This is a genomic window from Brevibacillus antibioticus (assembly GCF_005217615.1).
GTDB classification, from domain to species: domain Bacteria; phylum Bacillota; class Bacilli; order Brevibacillales; family Brevibacillaceae; genus Brevibacillus; species Brevibacillus antibioticus.
Genome location: NZ_SZNK01000001.1, coordinates 2,305,018 through 2,323,420 on the forward strand (window position 1 = coordinate 2,305,018; position 18,403 = coordinate 2,323,420).

22 protein-coding genes and 1 tRNA gene are annotated in these 18,403 nt (G+C 48.3%); all 23 read right to left on the bottom strand.

Annotation, left to right across the window (positions count from 1 at the left end; translation table 11 throughout):
• Positions 1-16 precede the first annotated feature (16 nt).
• The gene (gene trpA / locus E8L90_RS10385) at positions 17-835 is read right to left on the bottom strand and encodes a tryptophan synthase subunit alpha (protein WP_137029323.1); all 819 of its coding nucleotides are present in this window, start codon (positions 833-835) and stop codon (positions 17-19) included.
• A gap of 2 nt (positions 836-837) precedes the next feature.
• Entirely contained in the window at positions 838-2,058 is a 1,221-nt protein-coding gene (gene trpB, locus E8L90_RS10390; protein ID WP_137029324.1) for a tryptophan synthase subunit beta, read from the bottom strand.
• On the bottom strand, positions 2,021-2,689 hold the full coding sequence (locus E8L90_RS10395; RefSeq protein ID WP_137029325.1) for a phosphoribosylanthranilate isomerase: 669 nt from the start codon (positions 2,687-2,689) through the stop codon (positions 2,021-2,023). Before E8L90_RS10395 ends, trpB begins: the two co-directional genes overlap by 38 nt.
• Positions 2,686-3,486, bottom strand: a complete 801-nt coding sequence (gene trpC / locus E8L90_RS10400; protein ID WP_137029326.1) for an indole-3-glycerol phosphate synthase TrpC — start codon at positions 3,484-3,486, stop codon at positions 2,686-2,688. The genes E8L90_RS10395 and trpC overlap by 4 nt, the downstream gene beginning before the upstream one ends.
• Positions 3,476-4,501, bottom strand: a complete 1,026-nt coding sequence (gene trpD / locus E8L90_RS10405) for an anthranilate phosphoribosyltransferase (RefSeq protein ID WP_137029327.1) — start codon at positions 4,499-4,501, stop codon at positions 3,476-3,478. Before trpD ends, trpC begins: the two co-directional genes overlap by 11 nt.
• Positions 4,495-6,009 carry an anthranilate synthase component I gene (gene trpE / locus E8L90_RS10410; protein WP_137029328.1) on the bottom strand — a complete coding sequence of 505 codons (1,515 nt, stop codon included), beginning with the start codon at positions 6,007-6,009 and terminating at the stop codon, positions 4,495-4,497. Before trpE ends, trpD begins: the two co-directional genes overlap by 7 nt.
• Before the next feature lie 289 nt (positions 6,010-6,298).
• Positions 6,299-6,676 (bottom strand): chorismate mutase, encoded by a 378-nt coding sequence (gene aroH, locus E8L90_RS10415; RefSeq protein ID WP_007716569.1) that lies wholly within the window; start codon positions 6,674-6,676, stop codon positions 6,299-6,301.
• Between the two features lie 2 nt (positions 6,677-6,678).
• Positions 6,679-7,779, bottom strand: a complete 1,101-nt coding sequence (aroB, locus tag E8L90_RS10420; RefSeq protein ID WP_137029329.1) for a 3-dehydroquinate synthase — start codon at positions 7,777-7,779, stop codon at positions 6,679-6,681.
• On the bottom strand, positions 7,779-8,942 hold the full coding sequence (gene aroC, locus E8L90_RS10425; RefSeq protein WP_137029330.1) for a chorismate synthase: 1,164 nt from the start codon (positions 8,940-8,942) through the stop codon (positions 7,779-7,781). The genes aroB and aroC overlap by 1 nt, the downstream gene beginning before the upstream one ends.
• A 337-nt stretch (positions 8,943-9,279) precedes the next feature.
• Complete coding sequence (locus E8L90_RS30260; protein ID WP_007716564.1) at positions 9,280-9,438, bottom strand: hypothetical protein; 159 nt, start codon at positions 9,436-9,438, stop codon at positions 9,280-9,282.
• 76 nt (positions 9,439-9,514) lie between these two features.
• Entirely contained in the window at positions 9,515-10,288 is a 774-nt protein-coding gene (locus tag E8L90_RS10430) for a CheR family methyltransferase (protein WP_137029331.1), read from the bottom strand.
• A gap of 128 nt (positions 10,289-10,416) precedes the next feature.
• Positions 10,417-10,860, bottom strand: coding sequence for a nucleoside-diphosphate kinase (gene ndk, locus E8L90_RS10435; protein WP_007716560.1), 444 nt, complete (start codon positions 10,858-10,860; stop codon positions 10,417-10,419).
• A gap of 104 nt (positions 10,861-10,964) precedes the next feature.
• On the bottom strand, positions 10,965-11,930 hold the full coding sequence (locus E8L90_RS10440) for a polyprenyl synthetase family protein (protein WP_137029332.1): 966 nt from the start codon (positions 11,928-11,930) through the stop codon (positions 10,965-10,967).
• Between the two features lie 9 nt (positions 11,931-11,939).
• On the bottom strand, positions 11,940-12,803 hold the full coding sequence (locus E8L90_RS10445; RefSeq protein ID WP_137029333.1) for a menaquinone biosynthesis protein: 864 nt from the start codon (positions 12,801-12,803) through the stop codon (positions 11,940-11,942).
• Positions 12,804-12,807: 4 nt separating this feature from the next.
• Positions 12,808-13,404, bottom strand: a complete 597-nt coding sequence (locus E8L90_RS10450) for a UbiX family flavin prenyltransferase (RefSeq protein WP_017248115.1) — start codon at positions 13,402-13,404, stop codon at positions 12,808-12,810.
• Positions 13,401-14,270 (bottom strand): UbiA-like polyprenyltransferase, encoded by an 870-nt coding sequence (locus tag E8L90_RS10455; protein WP_137029334.1) that lies wholly within the window; start codon positions 14,268-14,270, stop codon positions 13,401-13,403. Before E8L90_RS10455 ends, E8L90_RS10450 begins: the two co-directional genes overlap by 4 nt.
• A gap of 47 nt (positions 14,271-14,317) precedes the next feature.
• Positions 14,318-15,037 carry a demethylmenaquinone methyltransferase gene (locus tag E8L90_RS10460; protein ID WP_137029335.1) on the bottom strand — a complete coding sequence of 240 codons (720 nt, stop codon included), beginning with the start codon at positions 15,035-15,037 and terminating at the stop codon, positions 14,318-14,320.
• A 4-nt stretch (positions 15,038-15,041) separates the two neighbouring features.
• Positions 15,042-15,878, bottom strand: coding sequence for a heptaprenyl diphosphate synthase component 1 (locus tag E8L90_RS10465; RefSeq protein ID WP_137029336.1), 837 nt, complete (start codon positions 15,876-15,878; stop codon positions 15,042-15,044).
• A 125-nt stretch (positions 15,879-16,003) separates the two neighbouring features.
• Positions 16,004-16,519, bottom strand: a complete 516-nt coding sequence (locus tag E8L90_RS10470; RefSeq protein WP_137029337.1) for a hypothetical protein — start codon at positions 16,517-16,519, stop codon at positions 16,004-16,006.
• Between the two features lie 76 nt (positions 16,520-16,595).
• Positions 16,596-16,826 carry a trp RNA-binding attenuation protein MtrB gene (gene mtrB / locus E8L90_RS10475; RefSeq protein ID WP_017248110.1) on the bottom strand — a complete coding sequence of 77 codons (231 nt, stop codon included), beginning with the start codon at positions 16,824-16,826 and terminating at the stop codon, positions 16,596-16,598.
• Positions 16,827-16,878: 52 nt separating this feature from the next.
• On the bottom strand, positions 16,879-17,574 hold the full coding sequence (locus E8L90_RS10480) for a lytic transglycosylase domain-containing protein (RefSeq protein ID WP_137029338.1): 696 nt from the start codon (positions 17,572-17,574) through the stop codon (positions 16,879-16,881).
• A 111-nt stretch (positions 17,575-17,685) separates the two neighbouring features.
• Positions 17,686-17,762 (bottom strand) — tRNA-Pro (locus tag E8L90_RS10485).
• 69 nt (positions 17,763-17,831) lie between these two features.
• Positions 17,832-18,395: a GTP cyclohydrolase I FolE gene (gene folE / locus E8L90_RS10490; RefSeq protein ID WP_208759463.1), complete on the bottom strand. Its 564-nt coding sequence runs from the start codon at positions 18,393-18,395 to the stop codon at positions 17,832-17,834.
• Positions 18,396-18,403: the final 8 nt, after the last annotated feature.

An 18,403-nucleotide genomic window follows, 5' to 3' on the forward strand; every position in this document is an offset into this window, starting at 1 on the left:
AGTCACATTTTTCCCATTATTGTAGCGCACTGGCTAACTGATGTACAAACGTTTTTATTTTTTCTACAGCTTCTGGCATCTGTTTGGGGTCTTTCAATTGTTCAGCATGCTCCTCGATTTGCTGTACAATGGCACTTCCCACAATGACACCATCCGTATGGGGTGCAACTGCTCGTACCTGTTCCGGCGTGGATATTCCGAAGCCTACCGCAGTAGGAACCGATGTGCTGGCCTTTACTCGTTCCAGAAAATCTGCCAAATCCTCTCGCAGGTCCACGCGGGCACCCGTCACACCGAGCGACGATACACAATAAAGAAATCCGGTTGCTTGGGCGCCGATCGTATTGATTCTGGAACTGGAAGTTGGTGCCACCAGCGAAATGACATGAATGCCATTCTGTTTTGCTGCGGTTACTGCTCGACCGTTTTCCTCAATCGGCAAATCAGGAATGACAACTCCGTCTGCACCATAGGCAGCGAGATCGGCAAAAAAGCGCTCGATGCCATATTGCAAAACCGGATTGAAGTAGGAGAACAGGACGACGGAAGCCTCCATACCTGATTCGCGTAGCCTTTTGACCAATTGTAAAGCATCCCCGATCGTCACGCCATTTTTCAGTGCGCGCTCTGAAGCCCGTTGAATCGTTGGGCCATCTGCCAAAGGATCGGAGTAAGGGATGCCGAGCTCGATGAGATCAGCGCCCGCTTCAACCATCGCTTTTACGAGATGAAAAGTCGCTTCTATCGAAGGATCGCCTACCGTTAGAAACGGGATGAATCGTTTGCGATCACGATCAGCGAATAATTGATCGATTCGATTAAGAGCTGTCGTCATGATTACTCTCCCCCTTCTGCTGTCAGCGCTTCTTGAATAGTCAGTACGTCCTTGTCGCCTCGACCGGACAAACAAATTACTAATATTTTGTCAGAGGACATCTCTTTCGCACGTTTGATCGCTTCAGCTATGGCATGTGCGCTCTCCAACGCTGGAATGATGCCTTCCGTTTGGCAAAGCACTTGTACTGCGTCGAGTGCTTCCGCATCCGTTACTGATGTATAGGTCACTCGTCCGCTGTCTTTAAGATAAGCGTGCTCAGGTCCAACTCCTGGATAATCCAGGCCAGCCGAAATCGAATGCGCTTCTTGCACCTGTCCGCATTCATCCTGCAACAAGTAGGTCAAGGAACCGTGGATGACTCCCGGGCGTCCAAGTGTGAGTGTTGCCGCATGCTTTTCGGTATCGATTCCTTTTCCTGCGGCTTCTACCCCTCTCAGCGCGACAGATTCATCCTGAATGAACGGATAAAACATACCAATCGCATTACTGCCTCCACCGACGCAAGCAACGACCTCGTCTGGAAGTCTTCTGAGCATTTGCAGGACTTGACTACGAGTCTCTTCTCCAATAATTTTTTGGAATTCGCGTACCATGTAGGGGTACGGGTGTGGGCCAACGACAGATCCGATGACATAAAACGTTTCATCGACATGGGAAACCCAATGGCGAATGGCTTCGTTTGTCGCATCCTTAAGTGTACGTGAGCCGGATACCGCAGGGATGACTTCTGCTCCAAGCAGCTTCATCCGAAAAACATTCAACGACTGACGACGAATATCTTCTTCCCCCATGAACACCGTGCAAGAGAGCCCGAGCTTTGCCGCAACGGTTGCACTTGCCACTCCGTGCTGACCAGCGCCCGTTTCGGCAATAATTGATTTTTTTCCCATGCGCTTGGCAAGCAATGCTTGGCCCAAAGCATTGTTCAATTTATGTGCGCCTGTATGGTTGAGATCTTCTCGTTTCAAATAGATTTGAGCACCGCCGACCGCTTTCGTCAAACGCTCTGCATAGGTGAGTGGGGTTGGGCGTCCAGCATACTCGCTGAGCAGTCCATTCAATTCTTGAACAAATGCCGGGTCACGACGCGCTTCTTCAAAAGCCATCTCGAGCTCTGTCACCGCATTCATCAAGGTTTCTGGAATAAACTTGCCTCCGAAGGCACCAAATCGTCCGTTTTCGTCAGGCACGACTCGCGTAGTTGTTTGAATGTTTTTCATGCGCCTTCACCCTCTCCACCAATGTTTTTATTTTTTCAGCGTCTTTTTCGCCATTTGTCTCTACTCCACTGGACACATCAACAATCCCTGCTTGATACTGTCCCATTAATTCTCCGACATTCTCCGCATGAATCCCTCCAGCGATGATGCAATCTGCTTCCTCGCATGCTGCTTTCAAAGTAGGGATTTGCTCCCACGAAAACTTTTTCCCCGTGCCACCTGCTTGGCTAGGGTCATACGTATCAAACAAAAAGGCACTGACAATGCCTCGATAGGATTGAATTGCTTGAGCAGCATCCGCTTCTCCACCCACGGCCAACGCCTTCCATACAGGAATAGCGAATCGCTCCCGAACTTGCTGGCAAAATTGTGGCGTTTCCTGTCCATGCAATTGGATCACAGATAACGGTGCTTCACTTAGCGCTTCCTCCAGCTCTTCTATCGTCGGATTAACGAACACACCAACAGCAGGAGGATGGCCCGGAACGGCTGCAAGCAATTGTCCAGCAGTTTGGGCATCAACTTGTCGCTTGCTTGGGGCAAAAACAAGGCCTACGTAATCGACTTCCAGCTCTTTTAACAGCGCAAGTGTTTCCGCTCGCTTGATCCCACATATTTTCAAACGAGTCATACACTCACCCCCGGTGCTGCTTCTCCCACGAGATCTATAACTGCGCGCTCTACGTCTGTTTGACGCATGAAATGCTCTCCAACAAGTACAGCCCGGGCACCTGCACCTCGTACATTCTCAATATCCGCTGGTGTCGAAATCCCACTTTCGCTCACGATCGTCAATGACGTAGGCAGTTCTGCAATCAACTCATGTGTAACGGCTAGGTCAGTTTGAAACGTATTTAAGTTTCGATTGTTGATCCCGAGCAATTTCGGTTCCATTGCTTGAAAAACAAGCTCGCATTCGCGTTTGTCATGGACCTCAACCAGTACATCCATGCCCAGCTCCTCGGCAGTTTGATTCAGGTGGCGAAGCGTTTCCCGATCGAGAATGGCAGCAATGAGCAACACACAATCAGCGCCTGCTGCTCTCGCTTCCACGACTTGAATTTCATCCAGAAGAAAGTCTTTTCTAAGTAACGGGCGATCAATTGCCTCGTGAATTTGCCGTAGATAGCTCAAGCTCCCTTGGAAAAAGGACTCGTCTGTCAAAACAGACAAACATTCTGCGCGAGCGGCCTGATATGCCTTCGCAATGGTCACTGCTTGGAAATCAGGTCGGATTAACCCTTTGGACGGGGATGCTTTTTTCACTTCGGCAATCACGCTTACAGGCCGTACGCTCGTCTCCAATGCGTGACGAAATCCGCGTGGACGGTGGACTTCCTTTGTTGCAAAAAGCAATGCTGCAACTGTTGTATCTGTATAGAGACGTGCGATCTCTTCGCGTTTCTTTTCTACGATTTTACGAAGCATGAATCATACCTCCTGCAATGTGACGAACGTGCTCGAGCTTGCGCATGACCAGTCCGCCGTCGATCAGTTCCGCTGCGCGTATTACCCCAGTTTCAATCGAGCTCACCCGATCTGCGAGGTAGAGGATCGCGCCCGCATTCAGCAAAACGATGTCGCGTGCCGCCCCACGTACTCCGGAAAACACATCGTGAATGATCTTGGCATTCTCATTGGCATCACCGCCGCGCAAAGCATCCTTCTCATATCTGCGCAGACCGAACTGCTCTGGCTCGATTTCATATGTCAAAATACGCCCATCCCGCAACTCAGCGATATGGCTCGTTCCCGTGACAGTCAATTCATCCAGTCCATCCGAGCCTGCTACAACGAGCGCTCTTTTCACATCGAGCTCGTGTAAGACTGCGGCTACATTCGGAAGCAGCTTGGCATCATACACGCCCATCAACTGATGGCTGGCTCCTGCTGGATTCGTCAATGGTCCCAGTAAATTAAACACCGTACGAATCGCTAATTCTTTTCGCGGTCCAGCCGCATGCTTCATCGCTTGGTGGTACAAGGGAGCGAACAGGAAGCAGAGATTGGTTACACGCAGGCAATCTGCAGCGTCATTTGGAGATAAATTAACGGGCACTCCCAACGCTTCCAACACATCAGCACTGCCGCTTTTGCTGGAAACTGCACGATTCCCGTGCTTGGCGATGTGTACACCGTCAGCTGCTGCGACAACTGCACTCGCCGTCGAAATGTTAAAGGTATGACTTCCGTCTCCGCCTGTTCCACAAGTGTCTACCAGACCTGGAAGTTCGATAGGAAAACTCATCGCTCGCGCTCTCATGGCTTTGGCAAAACCGATAATCTCTTCCACCTGCTCGCCTTTCAAACGAAGGCTTGCTAAAAATGCACCAATCTGAGCCGGAGTTGCCTTTCCGTCCATAATCTCGCCCATGGCCTCCTCTGCAACCGTCCGTGTTAAGTGCTTCCCAAGCAGAATTTGTTCCAGCGCGTATGTTAGCATGACAACTCCACCTTTCTAACAAACATCCGTTCCGCTTTTTCTAACGCGGAGAGCATCGCTGCTGCTTTATTCACCGTCTCTTGATACTCACTCGCAGGAACCGAGTCCGCTACGATGCCTGCTCCCGCCTGTACATGTGCGTAACCATCCTGAAAGAACAACGTTCGAATCGTGATGCAGCTATCGAGTGAACCATCAAATGAAATGTAGCCGATTGCTCCTGCATACAGATGGCGTGCGTCAGGCTCGAGCTCCGCAATAATTTCCATCGCCCGTAGCTTGGGAGAACCAGATACCGTACCAGCCGGAAAAGCACTCAGCAAAGCATCGAAAGCGTGCAATCCCTCACGAAGCTTGCCGGTCACATGCGAAACCATATGCATCACATGGGAATAATTTTCAATTACCAATGCTTCTTCCACTTTCACACTTCCGTAAGCAGAGACCTTTCCTACATCGTTGCGCCCTAAATCCAGCAGCATGTAGTGCTCGGCTCTCTCCTTTTTATCTGCCAAAAGATCAGCCGCCAAATCAGCATCTTCTTGTGGGGTCGCCCCTCTTTTTCGCGTTCCTGCAATCGGTCGCATCTCTACTTTTTCATCTTCGACACGCACGAGTAGCTCTGGTGATGTCCCGACGACTGTCTCGCCCTCGTATTCGAGATAGTACATATACGGGGAAGGATTCAACGTACGCAGCAATCGGTACACCGCAAAAGGATCGACATCCGTCTTTACGGAAAAACGTTGGGACAACACGACTTGAAAAATATCGCCGGCTGCGATGTATTCTTTCGCCTGCACGACTAGCTGCTCGTATTGCTCACGCGTCATATTTGGCTGTACTGTCAATGGCTCTGGTGTATCTACTGCTACTTGAATGCGTTGATCCATTTCAAGCGGAGCCATGACTTTTGCAGCCAGCTCCTCGATTCGTTCGCAGACTTGCCTGTATTTTTTGCCAATAGTGACTTCGGTGTCGCCTTGCTCCACATGGAGGTTCACAATCAATTGAATTTCCTGCTTCAAATGATCAAAGGCGATCATCTCATCGACGAACAAAAAGCGCATATCCGGCACTCGTACAGCTTCCTTGCGATGCGCTGGCAAATCTTCAAAATAGCGCAGCGTATTGTAGCCAAAAAAGCCTACCGCACCACCACTGAGACGAGGTAACCCGGGTAGCTTCGGGCTTTTGTAGTGATCGGTTTCTTCACGCAAAAAGGAGACGGGATTTCCTGTCTGGACAAGTTTTTCACCAGTACGATAGGAAACGGTGATTTCTTCCCCTTTTGCTTCTACGATTTGAAAAGGATTCATGCCAATGAACGAAAAACGAGCCCAACGCGCACCACCTTCTACGCTCTCCAGCAAAAAGGAATCACTCGTTCGAATCTTCTGATACAAGCGAATCGGTGTCTCTTGATCCGCCAACACTTTCATGCTTACAGGGATAAGGGAATACGACGCCGAGAGGGTCTTAACCTCGGCAAGGGAAGGGAAATACATGGACTCTCATCTCCTCAATTAGTGGGAGAGAAAAGGGAATCAGACATCCAGCTTTTCTACACCCGCTTCCTAGAGCGAGAGGTAGGGGGGAGAATTTTTTGTATACAAAAAAATCCAGATAAAGAGACCTGGATTGGGTGTCAATATGTACCCAGCCTTCTCTTCTCTCCTCGACCTAACTCATCTCAACTCTGCTCAACTCATTCTCAGCTCTCAGCCGGCTTTTGCTTATTACCGGAAAAACGAGGCGCTCTCGTTTCACTCATGGTAAAAGAGAGCGCCCTAATTGTCAACCGCGATTTGTCAAATCCGGGCGCAGCTTGACTGCATCACGCAAAAAGACGTGATGAATGTCTTTTGCTGTCTTGTCCGTATTCACATGCATCATGACACGAATACAAAGCGGCAAGCCACCCGGTACCGGGATTTCTCTTGCGCACATGAGTGGCACATATTGCCAAGCTTCTCCTTCAAGCAGGCGAGCTGCTTGAGCAGGAAAGGTCGCACAGAGGTCCTCTGTCGTCGTGATAATAATGCTGCCAATGTCTTCGGGGTTTACTTCATTGCGGCTTACCATTTCCTCCAACAACCATTTTGTAGAGGAGACAATCTCTTCGCGGGTATCGGCTTCTACCGTGACAGCACCTCTGATTCCTCTCATTCCCATCCCTATCCCTCCACTTCTTCTCTCATGATGCCCAGTATGAGTTCTTCTTCTATATTTTTGACGACTTCAACCTGCCCGATTGCCCTAGGCAACACCAATGCCAACTTTCCGCCTACCGTCTTTTTGTCTCTTTTCATGGCTTCCAGCACAGCTTCTGGCGAGAGTTTACCCGGCCACGCCGTTGGCAAGTGGAACAATTCCAGCATCCGTTTCGTGCGATTGTATACCCCTGTCTCGGCAAAACCAATGCGTTCCGCTACCTTGGCAGCCAAACACATCCCAATTGAGATGGCTTCCCCATGATTCAGGGTGGAGTAAGCAGACAGCGCTTCAAACGCATGTCCAAACGTATGACCCAAATTAAGCAATGCACGCTGTCCTTGCTCTGTCTCGTCTTGCGAAACAATAGCCGCCTTGACTGCGCAGCCTTTTTCAATGGCTTTCCCTAATAATTCTGAATCGAGCTGCCATAGCCTATCCGCGTTGTCTTCCAGCCAATCCACAAAGGCAGCGTCGGCGATAAGTCCATGCTTAACAACTTCTGCAAAACCTGCTGCGACTTCACGCTTCGGTAAGCTATGCAAGGCTTTCGTGTCGTAAATGACAACTTTGGGCTGATGGAAAGCCCCAATGAGATTTTTTCCGAGTGGATGATTGATGGCTACTTTTCCGCCAACCGAGCTATCATGTGCGAGCAAAGTAGTCGGCATTTGAACGAAATCAATGCCGCGCATGTACGTAGCCGCCACAAATCCAGCCAAGTCTCCGACGACTCCACCACCGAGAGCCAATACAGCAGACTTCCTGTCCAGTCCTGCATCAATTGCCTCAGTTATCAATCGTTCATAGACAGCCAGGCTCTTCGATTGTTCGCCAGCAGCGATGACAGCTGAGTGGGCCTGATACCCATTCTGCCGCAGAACATCGAGCAAAGGCTCCAAGTAATGAACGGCCACATTCTCATCTGTGACAATCATCAGCTTGCTAGTAGAAGCAATTCCTGCCTCTACTAGCAACGCTGCTGCCTGGTGCAAAAGACCATCGCCTATCACAATCTCGTAGGAACGCTCCCCCAGCTCAACAGTCAGCTTCTCCACGCTCATTAGAATTTCTCCGTGTACGCACGGTATTGACGTACGTTTTCTTCCATGTCGTCAAGAGAATCAGAAGGGAATTTTTCGCACATGGCGCTCGCGATCTCCCATGCTACCACTGCCTCCGCAACGACACTTGCCGCTGGAACAGCACAACTATCGGAACGCTCAATGCTCGCTGAGAATGGCTCTCTCGAGTCAATATCCACACTCATCAGCGGCTTGTACAAGGTAGGGATCGGCTTCATGACACCGCGAACAACTACAGGCATTCCTGTCGTCATTCCGCCTTCGAGTCCACCTGCACGATTCGTTTTACGGCTATAGCCAGTTTCTTCGTTCCAAGTAATTTCGTCATGAACTTGCGAGCCTTTCAGACCGGCTGCCTCGAATCCGATACCGATTTCAACACCTTTGAAAGCCTGAATGCTCATGATTGCTTGTGCAAGACGTCCATCCAGCTTGCGGTCCCACTGCACATGGCTACCCAAACCAATTGGCACGCCTTCAACGATAACTTCTACAGTACCACCGAGGGAATCCCCGTCTTCTTTTGCTTTGTCAATCGCCGTCATCATCAGTGGCTCTGCTTCTTTATCCAAGCAGCGTACTGGCGATTCTTCGGTCCGCGCAATCAGCTCGTCCAGACTTACTTCTTGACGCTGCGCCACGATCTCGTTGATCTGGAGTACCTGTCCGCCAATACGGATACCAAATTGAGCCAGCAATTGGCGAGCTACTGCACCAACAGCTACGCGGACAGTAGTCTCACGCGCGCTGGAACGTTCCAGAATATTGCGCATATCGCGTTGATGATACTTAATAGCCCCGTTTAAATCAGCATGTCCAGGGCGTGGACGGGAAACACGACGCTTTTCTTCAGTGCCTTCCTCTACAGGTTCAGCACTCATGATTCCTTGCCAATGCGTCCAATCATTATTTTCAACGACCAGTGTGATAGGAGCTCCGGTTGTATATCCATGACGGACACCAGAAAGAATTTTCACCTGATCTTTTTCAATCTGCATTCTTCTGCCGCGACCATGGCCTTTCTGACGACGTGCCAACTGCTCATTAATTTCCTCAATGGAAATCGGCAAGTTGCTCGGTACGCCCTCGATGATAGCTGTTAATTGCGGCCCGTGGGATTCCCCCGCTGTCAAGTAACGCATCTCTATCCTTCCTCCATCCTCCAGGCAGCCTGTATGCCCTTAAGGTTCTCTTTTCGGGGCGCTGTCCTTTATCACTTTTAAGCGCTATAATATCATACCTAGTACGCCGTGGAAATACAAAAGTGCCAAACGTTTGCGAAAAACCTTTTCTTCTTACAGGAAAACGCCCCTCCGTATTGGGAGAAGCGCTCTCTTTACGCTAACGCGAATGAACCAAGATTGACATACCTACGCGTTAAGAAAACCATTATCGTTGACAGCTCACGGAGGAGCGACCGCGTTTTAGCGGAAAGTTTCCATGCGTTCCGAAATTCAAAAACGAACCGTTTATGATTTCCTACACGTTGAAAAAAGGATTGGGGCTCAGCGGTTTGCGGGTGTGATCCACGCGTATCAAATCATCTAGTTGTGTCCTCTCCGCCCCTAATATCTGACCACATTCCTGCAGCGTGATCAATCCTCGACGGTATGCTTCGATGACCTTGTGTTTATCCATCTGCTGCCTCCTCTTGCAAAGTAGGTATTCCTAGTCTTGGGAAAAAACAGCAGAGATATACCAAGGCCGTCATGAATCAAACCATTTTTCGATAGAAGAACGTATCCTCTGTCTCCAGTTGGTATTGTTGCGGCTGAAAAATTTGTTCCGTGCTGCCTACAAAGAGGACCCCGCCAGGCTTTAGTGCCCGGCTAAACTTATGATACAGCTCATGCTTTGCTTCCTCGGTAAAGTAAATCATCACGTTCCGGCAAATGATCAAATCAAATTGAGAATCAAATGATTCCGCCAATAAATTATGTTTTTTGAACGTCACTTTTCTCTTCACTTCGTCCGATATGCGATAGCTGAGTGTATCTTTTTCAAAATACTTCGTTACGAGGTCTTTCGGACAATCTTGCAGGGAGCGGTCCGTGTATACCCCTTGCTTTGCTTTTGCCAGTGCTCCCTCATCAATATCGGAAGCCAGCACAGTCGCATCCATTTTCTTGCGTAGCAAAATCAGCGATAGGGTGTACGGCTCCTCCCCTGTCGAGCATGCCGCACTCCAGCATTTCACCCGCGGCGATTGCTTTGCCAAGCGTGGCAAAATTTTATTCTCGAGAACTTCCCACCGGCCTGGATTTCGGAAAAATTCCGATACGTTGATGGTCATCCTATCGAGAAACTCATAGAAAAACTCCTTGTCTTTCGCGATGGCATCGAAATACTGGGCAAATGTGTTGTACCCCCGCTTTTCTCTCAACGAGGTTAGACGGCGCTTCATCTGCGCTTCCTTGTAGAGGGCAAGATCAATTCCAGTCATTTTTTTCACACTAGCTATAAATTGGAGAAAGTCCTTATCTTCCATGCTGAATGGTACCCCCTTTGAAAACTCCCTAACTTCATTCGCTATATTTCGTCATTATCCTATCTGTTTTGACAAAGATTTTGACAAAAAAAAGAAAACCCCAACAAATGGGGCTTTCTCGAACGGTCTTAGATCCAGCGTTGGATGGTTTTCTCGAAGGAGAGAACTTCTTCAGCGGAGAACCACAGGCCGATTTCACGCTCAGCGCTCTCAGGAGAGTCAGAACCGTGGATGATGTTCATGCCAACGGAAGTAGCGAAATCGCCACGGATCGTACCGGAAGCAGCGTCTACTGGGTTTGTTTTGCCCATCATAGCGCGAGCCGTTGTGATTACGTTGTTACCTTGCCATACCATAGCGAATACTGGTCCGGAAGTGATGAAGTCTACCAGTTCACCGAAGAATGGGCGCTCTTTGTGCTCTGCATAGTGTTCTTCAGCCAGTTCGCGGCTTACTGTCATCAGCTTAGCACCTACGAGTTGGTAGCCTTTTTTCTCAAAACGGGATACGATTTCCCCGATCAGGTTGCGTTGTACACCATCTGGTTTTACCATAAGGAATGTTTTTTCCATTGTAAGTATGCCTCCATTAGAGCTATGTATTGGTGCATAGGACACCAACGAAAATTTTATCAAAACTAGCGTGGTCAAGCAACAGGTAGACCGTCAAAATATCATTAAAATTTGCGATCGATAATATAATTGGCGATACCTGTCAAGGATGTCTTAGCTTGGTTGTTAGGTAAATCTGCGAGAATGGCATGCGCACGGGCGATATATCGTTCAGCGAGGCGCTGTGAGAAGGCAATGCCCTCATCTTCTCGCACCATACGAACAGCTTCATCCGTATGATCCCAGAACGTATTTTGTGCGATCCATTCCTGGAATTGCACACGTGCCTTTCCATGATGAGCCGAATAAAGCGCAGGCAACGTAATGTTTCCATGCACCAAGTCGCTTCCAGCAGGCTTCCCTAACTGCTTCTCAGTCCCTGTAAAGTCCAAAATGTCGTCCGTAATTTGAAAAGCCATCCCCACATTGTAGCCGTACCAGTACATTTTCCGAATCATGTCAGCTGACGCTCCGCTTGCCACTGCTCCTAATTGACAGCTAATCGCAATTAATAGCGCCGTTTTTCGTTTGATTCTGCGCAAATACGTACGGAAATTTTGGTCCCAATTATTCAAATCCTTTACTTGCTCGATCTCTCCCTTACAAACCTCGACGATTGCATTCGAGAGAATTTGGTGCAATTGCGGAATCGGGAGCTGGGAGGCAATGGCCAATGCCCGCGCAAAAATATAGTCGCCGGCGTACATGGCTACTTTGTTATCCCACTTCATCCGAACAGTATCTTTTCCGCGACGCTTATCCGCATCATCAATCACATCATCATGCACCAGGGAAGCCATGTGGATCAGTTCGAGAGGTACCGCCACATGCTTTAGCTTTTTAACATCGTAATTGCCCCACTTACCGCCAAGCAAAACAAAAACGGGACGAATCCGCTTTCCCCCTGCCTTGAGTAAGTGAGTCGAAGATAGATACAGCTCTCGAACCGGCGTATCAATTGCTTTTTCCAGTTCATCTTCTATGTATTGGACATCCTTTTTCATCTTGAAGTAAATATCGACTAGATTCATCCGTTCCACCTATCTCGTCAACGTAGTATTGGTCTGTCGGCCGCCAGCTTGCCACAGATCGACGGTTGCAGGTGCCGATAGAAGTCCCAGCTCCGCTGCGCATCGGTAATAGTACTCCAGTCCAATCCGCTGAACGTCACCGAAATCGTGCTGTAATCCTTGGAAATAGTGGATCCATTGCTCTTTCTCTCCACCGAAATGTGTGTGAACGTAGTCAATCAATGGGGCTGTATTCGCTCTTGTCTGCCTTTTGCTCTTTAAAAAAGAGGCATGGACTTCCGCGATCAAGTCATGATGATCGGCAATAACCGCTCGACGAAGAGCCCAAATGGCAAAGGTCATGGAATAGCCCGTAAATTGATGCCACAGCTCTCCTAAGTCATAGACATGCAGGTCTTTGGCCGTTCGCTCAGCGGAAATGGCGTCATCCCCGATCAAGAGCGCTGCATCAGCATCCTCCAGCATTTCATGCAAAATAGGTTCTTGTGTAACGTAGGAAATCTCATAATCGTAAAACTTATGGAGAATGATCTTTAAAAGGTTCACTGTGGTAGCCGATGTGTTGGTCAAGGCAATTTTTGCACCGTTTACTTGTTCAATCGGCTTTTTGCTGAACAAGAAAAGGGAGCCTACTCTCCCCTTGGCACTGACAGACAGATCTGCCAATGCTACGTATTCGGAAGCATGCTCTGCATAGCTAAACGAAGAAATCGGTCCCAAGTCAATCTCGCCATTCGCCATTGCAGCGTTTAACTGGGCAGGAACTTGGCGGATGAATTCGATTCGGTCTTCGAATTTTGCCTGATCGAAATTGAAGTAAACCGGCAATACATTGGTATACAAAATTTGTCCAACACGCAAAGACTTTTGCATGCATTTATTCCCCCCAACGCCGGAACAGCGAATGTGGTACATCAATTGCATCCAAAGTTTTCCCCACCACAAAATTGATCAGATCATCCATGGTTTGCGGTTTCTGATAGTAGCCTGGCATGGCAGGCAGAATCTTGACGCCCAGACGGCTTAATTTGAGCATGTTCTCGAGCTGAATCGCATTGAGTGGCGTCTCTCTCGGAACGATGACTAAGCGCCGACCTTCCTTAATCATGACATCAGCAACGCGCTCTAGCAAATTACCTGATGCGCCATGTGCGATGCCAGAGACAGTCCCCATCGAGCACGGTACTACGATCATACCGTCACAGCGATAGGAACCACTGGCTGCGGGACAATTGAAATCTCGCAGTCCCCAATAATGTAGCTCACCCGAAAAGTCTTGTTGCAGCTTCTCCTGCAACAGAGCTTCTCTGTCATCCGTGTGCCAATCCAGTTCGTCACGAAATACTTGCCAGCCTGCTTCTGTAATCATCAAGTGAACGATATGTCCAGCACGCAAAAGCTCCTGGACGACTCGAACACCATAGATAGCACCACTTGCACCCGTTATCCCGACAGCCCACTTTTGCTTGTTCATGCAATCACCAAATCAATCATCGTAAAGGTAAACATCACGACACTTAAGATGCCATTCATATTGAAGAAGGCCATATCCACCTTGGACAGGTCTGTTGGCTTCACCAGCGTGTGTTCATAGATCAAAATCGCACCAGAAATGAGCACACCTACTAAGAACCAAATAGACAAGTCTGCGACTACATACAACGAAATCAGACCAACGAAAGTAAGAACGTGGCATACGCGGGCAATCAGAAGTGCGTTGGCAATTCCGAAGCGGCTCGGCATGGAATAAAGTCCTTCTTTACGGTCAAAATCGGCGTCCTGACATGCATAAATGATATCAAATCCTGCTGTCCAGAACATAACGGATGCAAACAATAGAAGGCCGATGCCATCTACTTGACCCGTTGTCGCTACCCAGCCACCCAACGGACCAAAACCGATGGCCACGCCTAAAACAAAGTGGCAAAGCCAAGTAAAGCGTTTCGTATAGGAATAAAGCACAAGAACAAACACTGCGAGCGGCAACAATTTCACAGCCAAATCATTTAACTGGAATGCAGCAATGAACAACACCGCAAAGGACACCACGATAAACAAAATGACTTCCACAATCGAAATAAGACCAGCAGGAATCGCTCGTGTGACCGTCCGAGGATTCTTCGCATCAATCACCCGATCGATGACACGGTTTAAAGACATCGCTGCACTGCGAGCGCCCACCATGGCTACCGTCACCCAGAAAATTTCCGACCAGGTAGGCCATGCATTCTCTACCACAATACTTCCCAAAACAGCTCCCATAAAAGCAAAAGGCAAGGCAAAAAGGGAGTGCTCGAATTTAATCATTTCCAAGATGACTTTCAATTTACGTAGACCCATCTATGACACTTCCTATCTAGTGAAGAAATACCGGTTTACTCCCCATATTATGGCTTTGTGCCAATATGCAAGGCTGATACGCCACCCATAAACAATTTGACCTGAACCGGGTCCAAGCCTGCTTTCTGAAACATGCTTGCCAGCTCGCGACTGTCCGGGAAATTGGTCAGGGATTGTGGCAGCCATGCATACTCTTCGTACTTGTTGACTGTCAGCTTCGCGATCAATGGTAAGATTTTGTAGAAATATAAGTAAAATAGCTTCCGGTACGGAATGAACGGGGGCTTGGACACTTCCAGGGAAACGACTTTACCGCCCGGCTTCACAACACGCGCCATTTCATTCAAGACCTGCTGGACATCCGGTACATTGCGCAGGGCAAACCCGATTGTCACGAAATCGAATGTATCATCCTCGTAGGGCAGATTCATCGCATCTGCGTTCACTAGCTTTACGTTGTTGCCAACACCTGCATTCGCTACTTTATATGCCCCTACATCCAGCATATTCTGGCTGAAATCAAGGCCAACAACACTGCCTTCTTTTCCAACAGTCTTGGCCAATGCAATCGTCCAGTCTGCTGTACCACAAGCAACATCCAACGCTGTATGCCCTGGCTGGATATTCATCTGCTTCATCGTGTAATTACGCCAAGCAATATGACTGCCAAAGCTGATTACATTATTCATTTTGTCGTAATCGTTTGCAATGCTCTCGAAAACGGAGTGAACGTACTCTGCTTTCTCATTCATCTGTGTCTGGTTCACTTGGCTACATCTCCTCAATTACCTTCTTCAAGCGACTGATCCGATGGGAGTACCGTGCCGTAATGGATGCAAGCATGTTCCGCGTCTCTGCAGGATGCAGCGTACGCACCATTTGCTCACATAAACCGATTAATTCGAGGGCTTTCCCCTCAACGCCAGACAAAACTTGCGCGAGTGTAGCTCCAGGTTTTTGCAGCAAAAAACGGGCAAAACCAAAAGGGACTTGTTCTTGCCATTTGAGCTGCTCCCACTCTCCGATCACACTCTCTACCTTGGCTGTTTCCTTCATCAGATCGGTCCAGAAACGACGGCGATCAGCTGAATCGGCATACTCCTCTACAACAGCCACGTATAAGCCTGTATCAATCGTATTTCGCAGTTCCCAGTACTCTTCATCTGATAAAGTCTTGCTATCTCGCCCAGCGATGTAGAATCTCATTTTCGCTTCGTTCACTCGCTGAATGGCTGCCGATAACACTTGAATGGCTTGGATTTCACCCGCTGAAGCCAGGAGGTGATAATAGCGACTGCTGTAATAATCACCCGCAAGTACAGTCAACTGTCGGTTTCGCTCCGCACTCTGTGAGGAGTCGTACTCATTTTTCACGAGCTCATGCGTGTCCAGACCCAACTGGACAAGCCCTGTTGCTGTACATAAAACCGAAGCCTTTTCCTTCGGCATGTCTTGTTCCAGCAAAAAAAGGTACAACAGCTCAAGACGATTTTCCGCCATGGAAGGAACGTCAACGTAATGTTCTACATAGGAATGGGTGATTCTCTTGTAGATTTGTTCGATAATGGACCGAACTTCTTCTACATTCGGGGAAAATTCTTTGCTCATGCGTCCTCCTCCACAAGCTGCACAACCTATAGATGTCTGCCTGTTCCGTACTGTTCCTTACTCTTCGGTCTTCCTCTGCCGTCCGGTCAAAAGGCCGTCTCTACTATCATACCATACTTCTTCCATCAGGGACTAATTCGCTCATAAAAATACGACTCGATTCGAATAGGAAATGTACTGCTTACAAAGGACTGAATATCCGAAGGGTCGGTCAAAGGTTTGTCATGTCCTGCGAGCTTTCCCGTTGTTGATTGTATGGCAATCAATAATCTCGATTCTTTTGGTGGATCCGTCTCCTCCAGCAAGCGATAGTACACGGGCCCGACATTGTCTGTATAGGTACGTAAGTCGTATGTCAAACGGTAAAAATCTTGATAGACGGTGTTTAGCTCTACTTTTTCGGCAGGTTTCACCACAAAATCGACATAGATTGATGGGTTTTCCCATTTTATACGCTTAATATTATAATGTGTCGACATCCTTGTAAACAAATCAAAGGCATTTTGCTCGCTTAAGTGAATGGCATGCGCTGACTGAAATGTCGGTATATCCGCTTGCATCCACTGATTTGTGGGAACGAGCGACAACATCAGAGCCAAGAGTGTGGAAACAGCAATCGCCATCAACAATTGGCGCGGCATAGACATCCCTCCTCTCCTCCATTGTACAAACAAAAAAAGCAGGCTATGCCTGCTTCTTAGCAAAACGACTTGCTCTTTATTCGGTCGTATCTACTACGCCATGTTGCGAGTAAATCACTGCTTTTCCTCGCACCTTAATCGCAGAGGTGTGCTCCGTAAATTGAAAAATCATGACTTCGTCTTTATCGAGCTTCTCTGTATGATGAAAACGCGTATCAGTGCCTCTTGTTAAACCAATCACATGAACGCCATTTTCCTTCGCTTTCACTACGAAATAATCCTGATTAAATCCCGATGGTTGTGCCAATCCGTTTCCTCCTGACCAATACGATATACGCGTACGACTAGTATGATGCCCCTTATGACTCCAGTCGGCTCATGATCTTGTCCACATAGCGCTGTGTCTCTTGCGGCAATTGGTCAAACTTCGCTTCTAGCTCGTCATCACTGCTAATTCCCAGACGACGCATCCGACCTGGACCAGCATTGTAAGCAGCAAGCGCTACTTTCACATCTCCATCATAACGATCCAAAAGCGACTTCAAATATTTTGTTCCACCTTCAAGGTTTTCATCAGGGTCGTATACATTGCGGACTTGCATGGCTTTTGCGGTATTATCCATCAGCTGCATCAAGCCCTTCGCTCCTGCGTGAGATTCTACATTCGGATTGAAATTGGATTCGGCCCTGACGACCTCTCTCACCAGATCAACGTCTACTCCGATCGCTTTCGCTTTCTGATCAATCTTATCCAAGATTTCTGGAGTAGGAACAGATGGCCCTTTTGCAAAAGACAGGGACTGCCCATTTTGAATATGAGTAGGAATCTTCCAGTTCCTGGAGCCATCTAGTTTGGCCAAAATCTCCTGCGAACTTATTACCCGCTGGCCGGTTGTTGCTAACTGGGACTGCAAGATGTCCGAGAAGAGCTCCTCGTCTCCATTTGAAAGCGAAGAGGCATCATAGGTTTGCGGCAATGTTTGCAAATATGGTTGAAGTGATACAGGCACCTTCATAGTTTTGAACAACCCTTCCCTAGCTTGTCTACCTATCATTATAAAAAAGAAAGATCAGGAAGCCAATAGCTAAATGGCACTACTTGGGAAAGTAGCAATTTTACATAAAAAAGAAGCCTCTATTCAAGGCTTCTGATCGTTACATGCAGATGGTCGGAATGCAGGGATTCGAACCCTGGACCTCACCCACCCCAAGGGTGCGCGCTACCGGGCTGCGCCACATCCCGACTGTACATCCGTACTATACAATATTTTACTTATAGAGTCAATATAATTTCCTTATTTTTGCATTCTGATTAGCGCATCAAACTAATGACTTCTGCACGCGCAGCCGCATCTTTCTCAAACATCCCACGAACAGCAGAGGTGATCGTTTTCGAGCCTGGCTTTTTCACACCACGCATTGTCATGCACATATGCTCTGCCTCTACTACCACAACCACGCCGTGCGGATCGAGCTTACGCATAATCGAGTCAGCTACTGTCGCTGTAATTCTTTCCTGCAACTGCGGACGTTTCGCTACGGTATCGACCGCACGCGCGAGCTTGCTCAGTCCAACCACGCGGCCCCCACGCGGTACGTAAGCGACATGCGCTTTTCCGAAAAAGGGAACCAAGTGATGCTCACACATAGAGTAAAACGGAATGTCCTTTACTAACACCATTTCCTCATGATCTTCGCTAAAGATAGTCTCGAAATATTGCTCTTCGTTTATATGCATGCCCTCAAATACTTCAGCGTACATTTTCGCAACTCGCTTAGGGGTATCCAGCACTCCTTCACGATCGGGATCATCCCCCACTGCCTCTAGGATCATGCGAACAGCTTGCTGTATTTTATCTAAGTCGACGTTCATTATTGTACCTC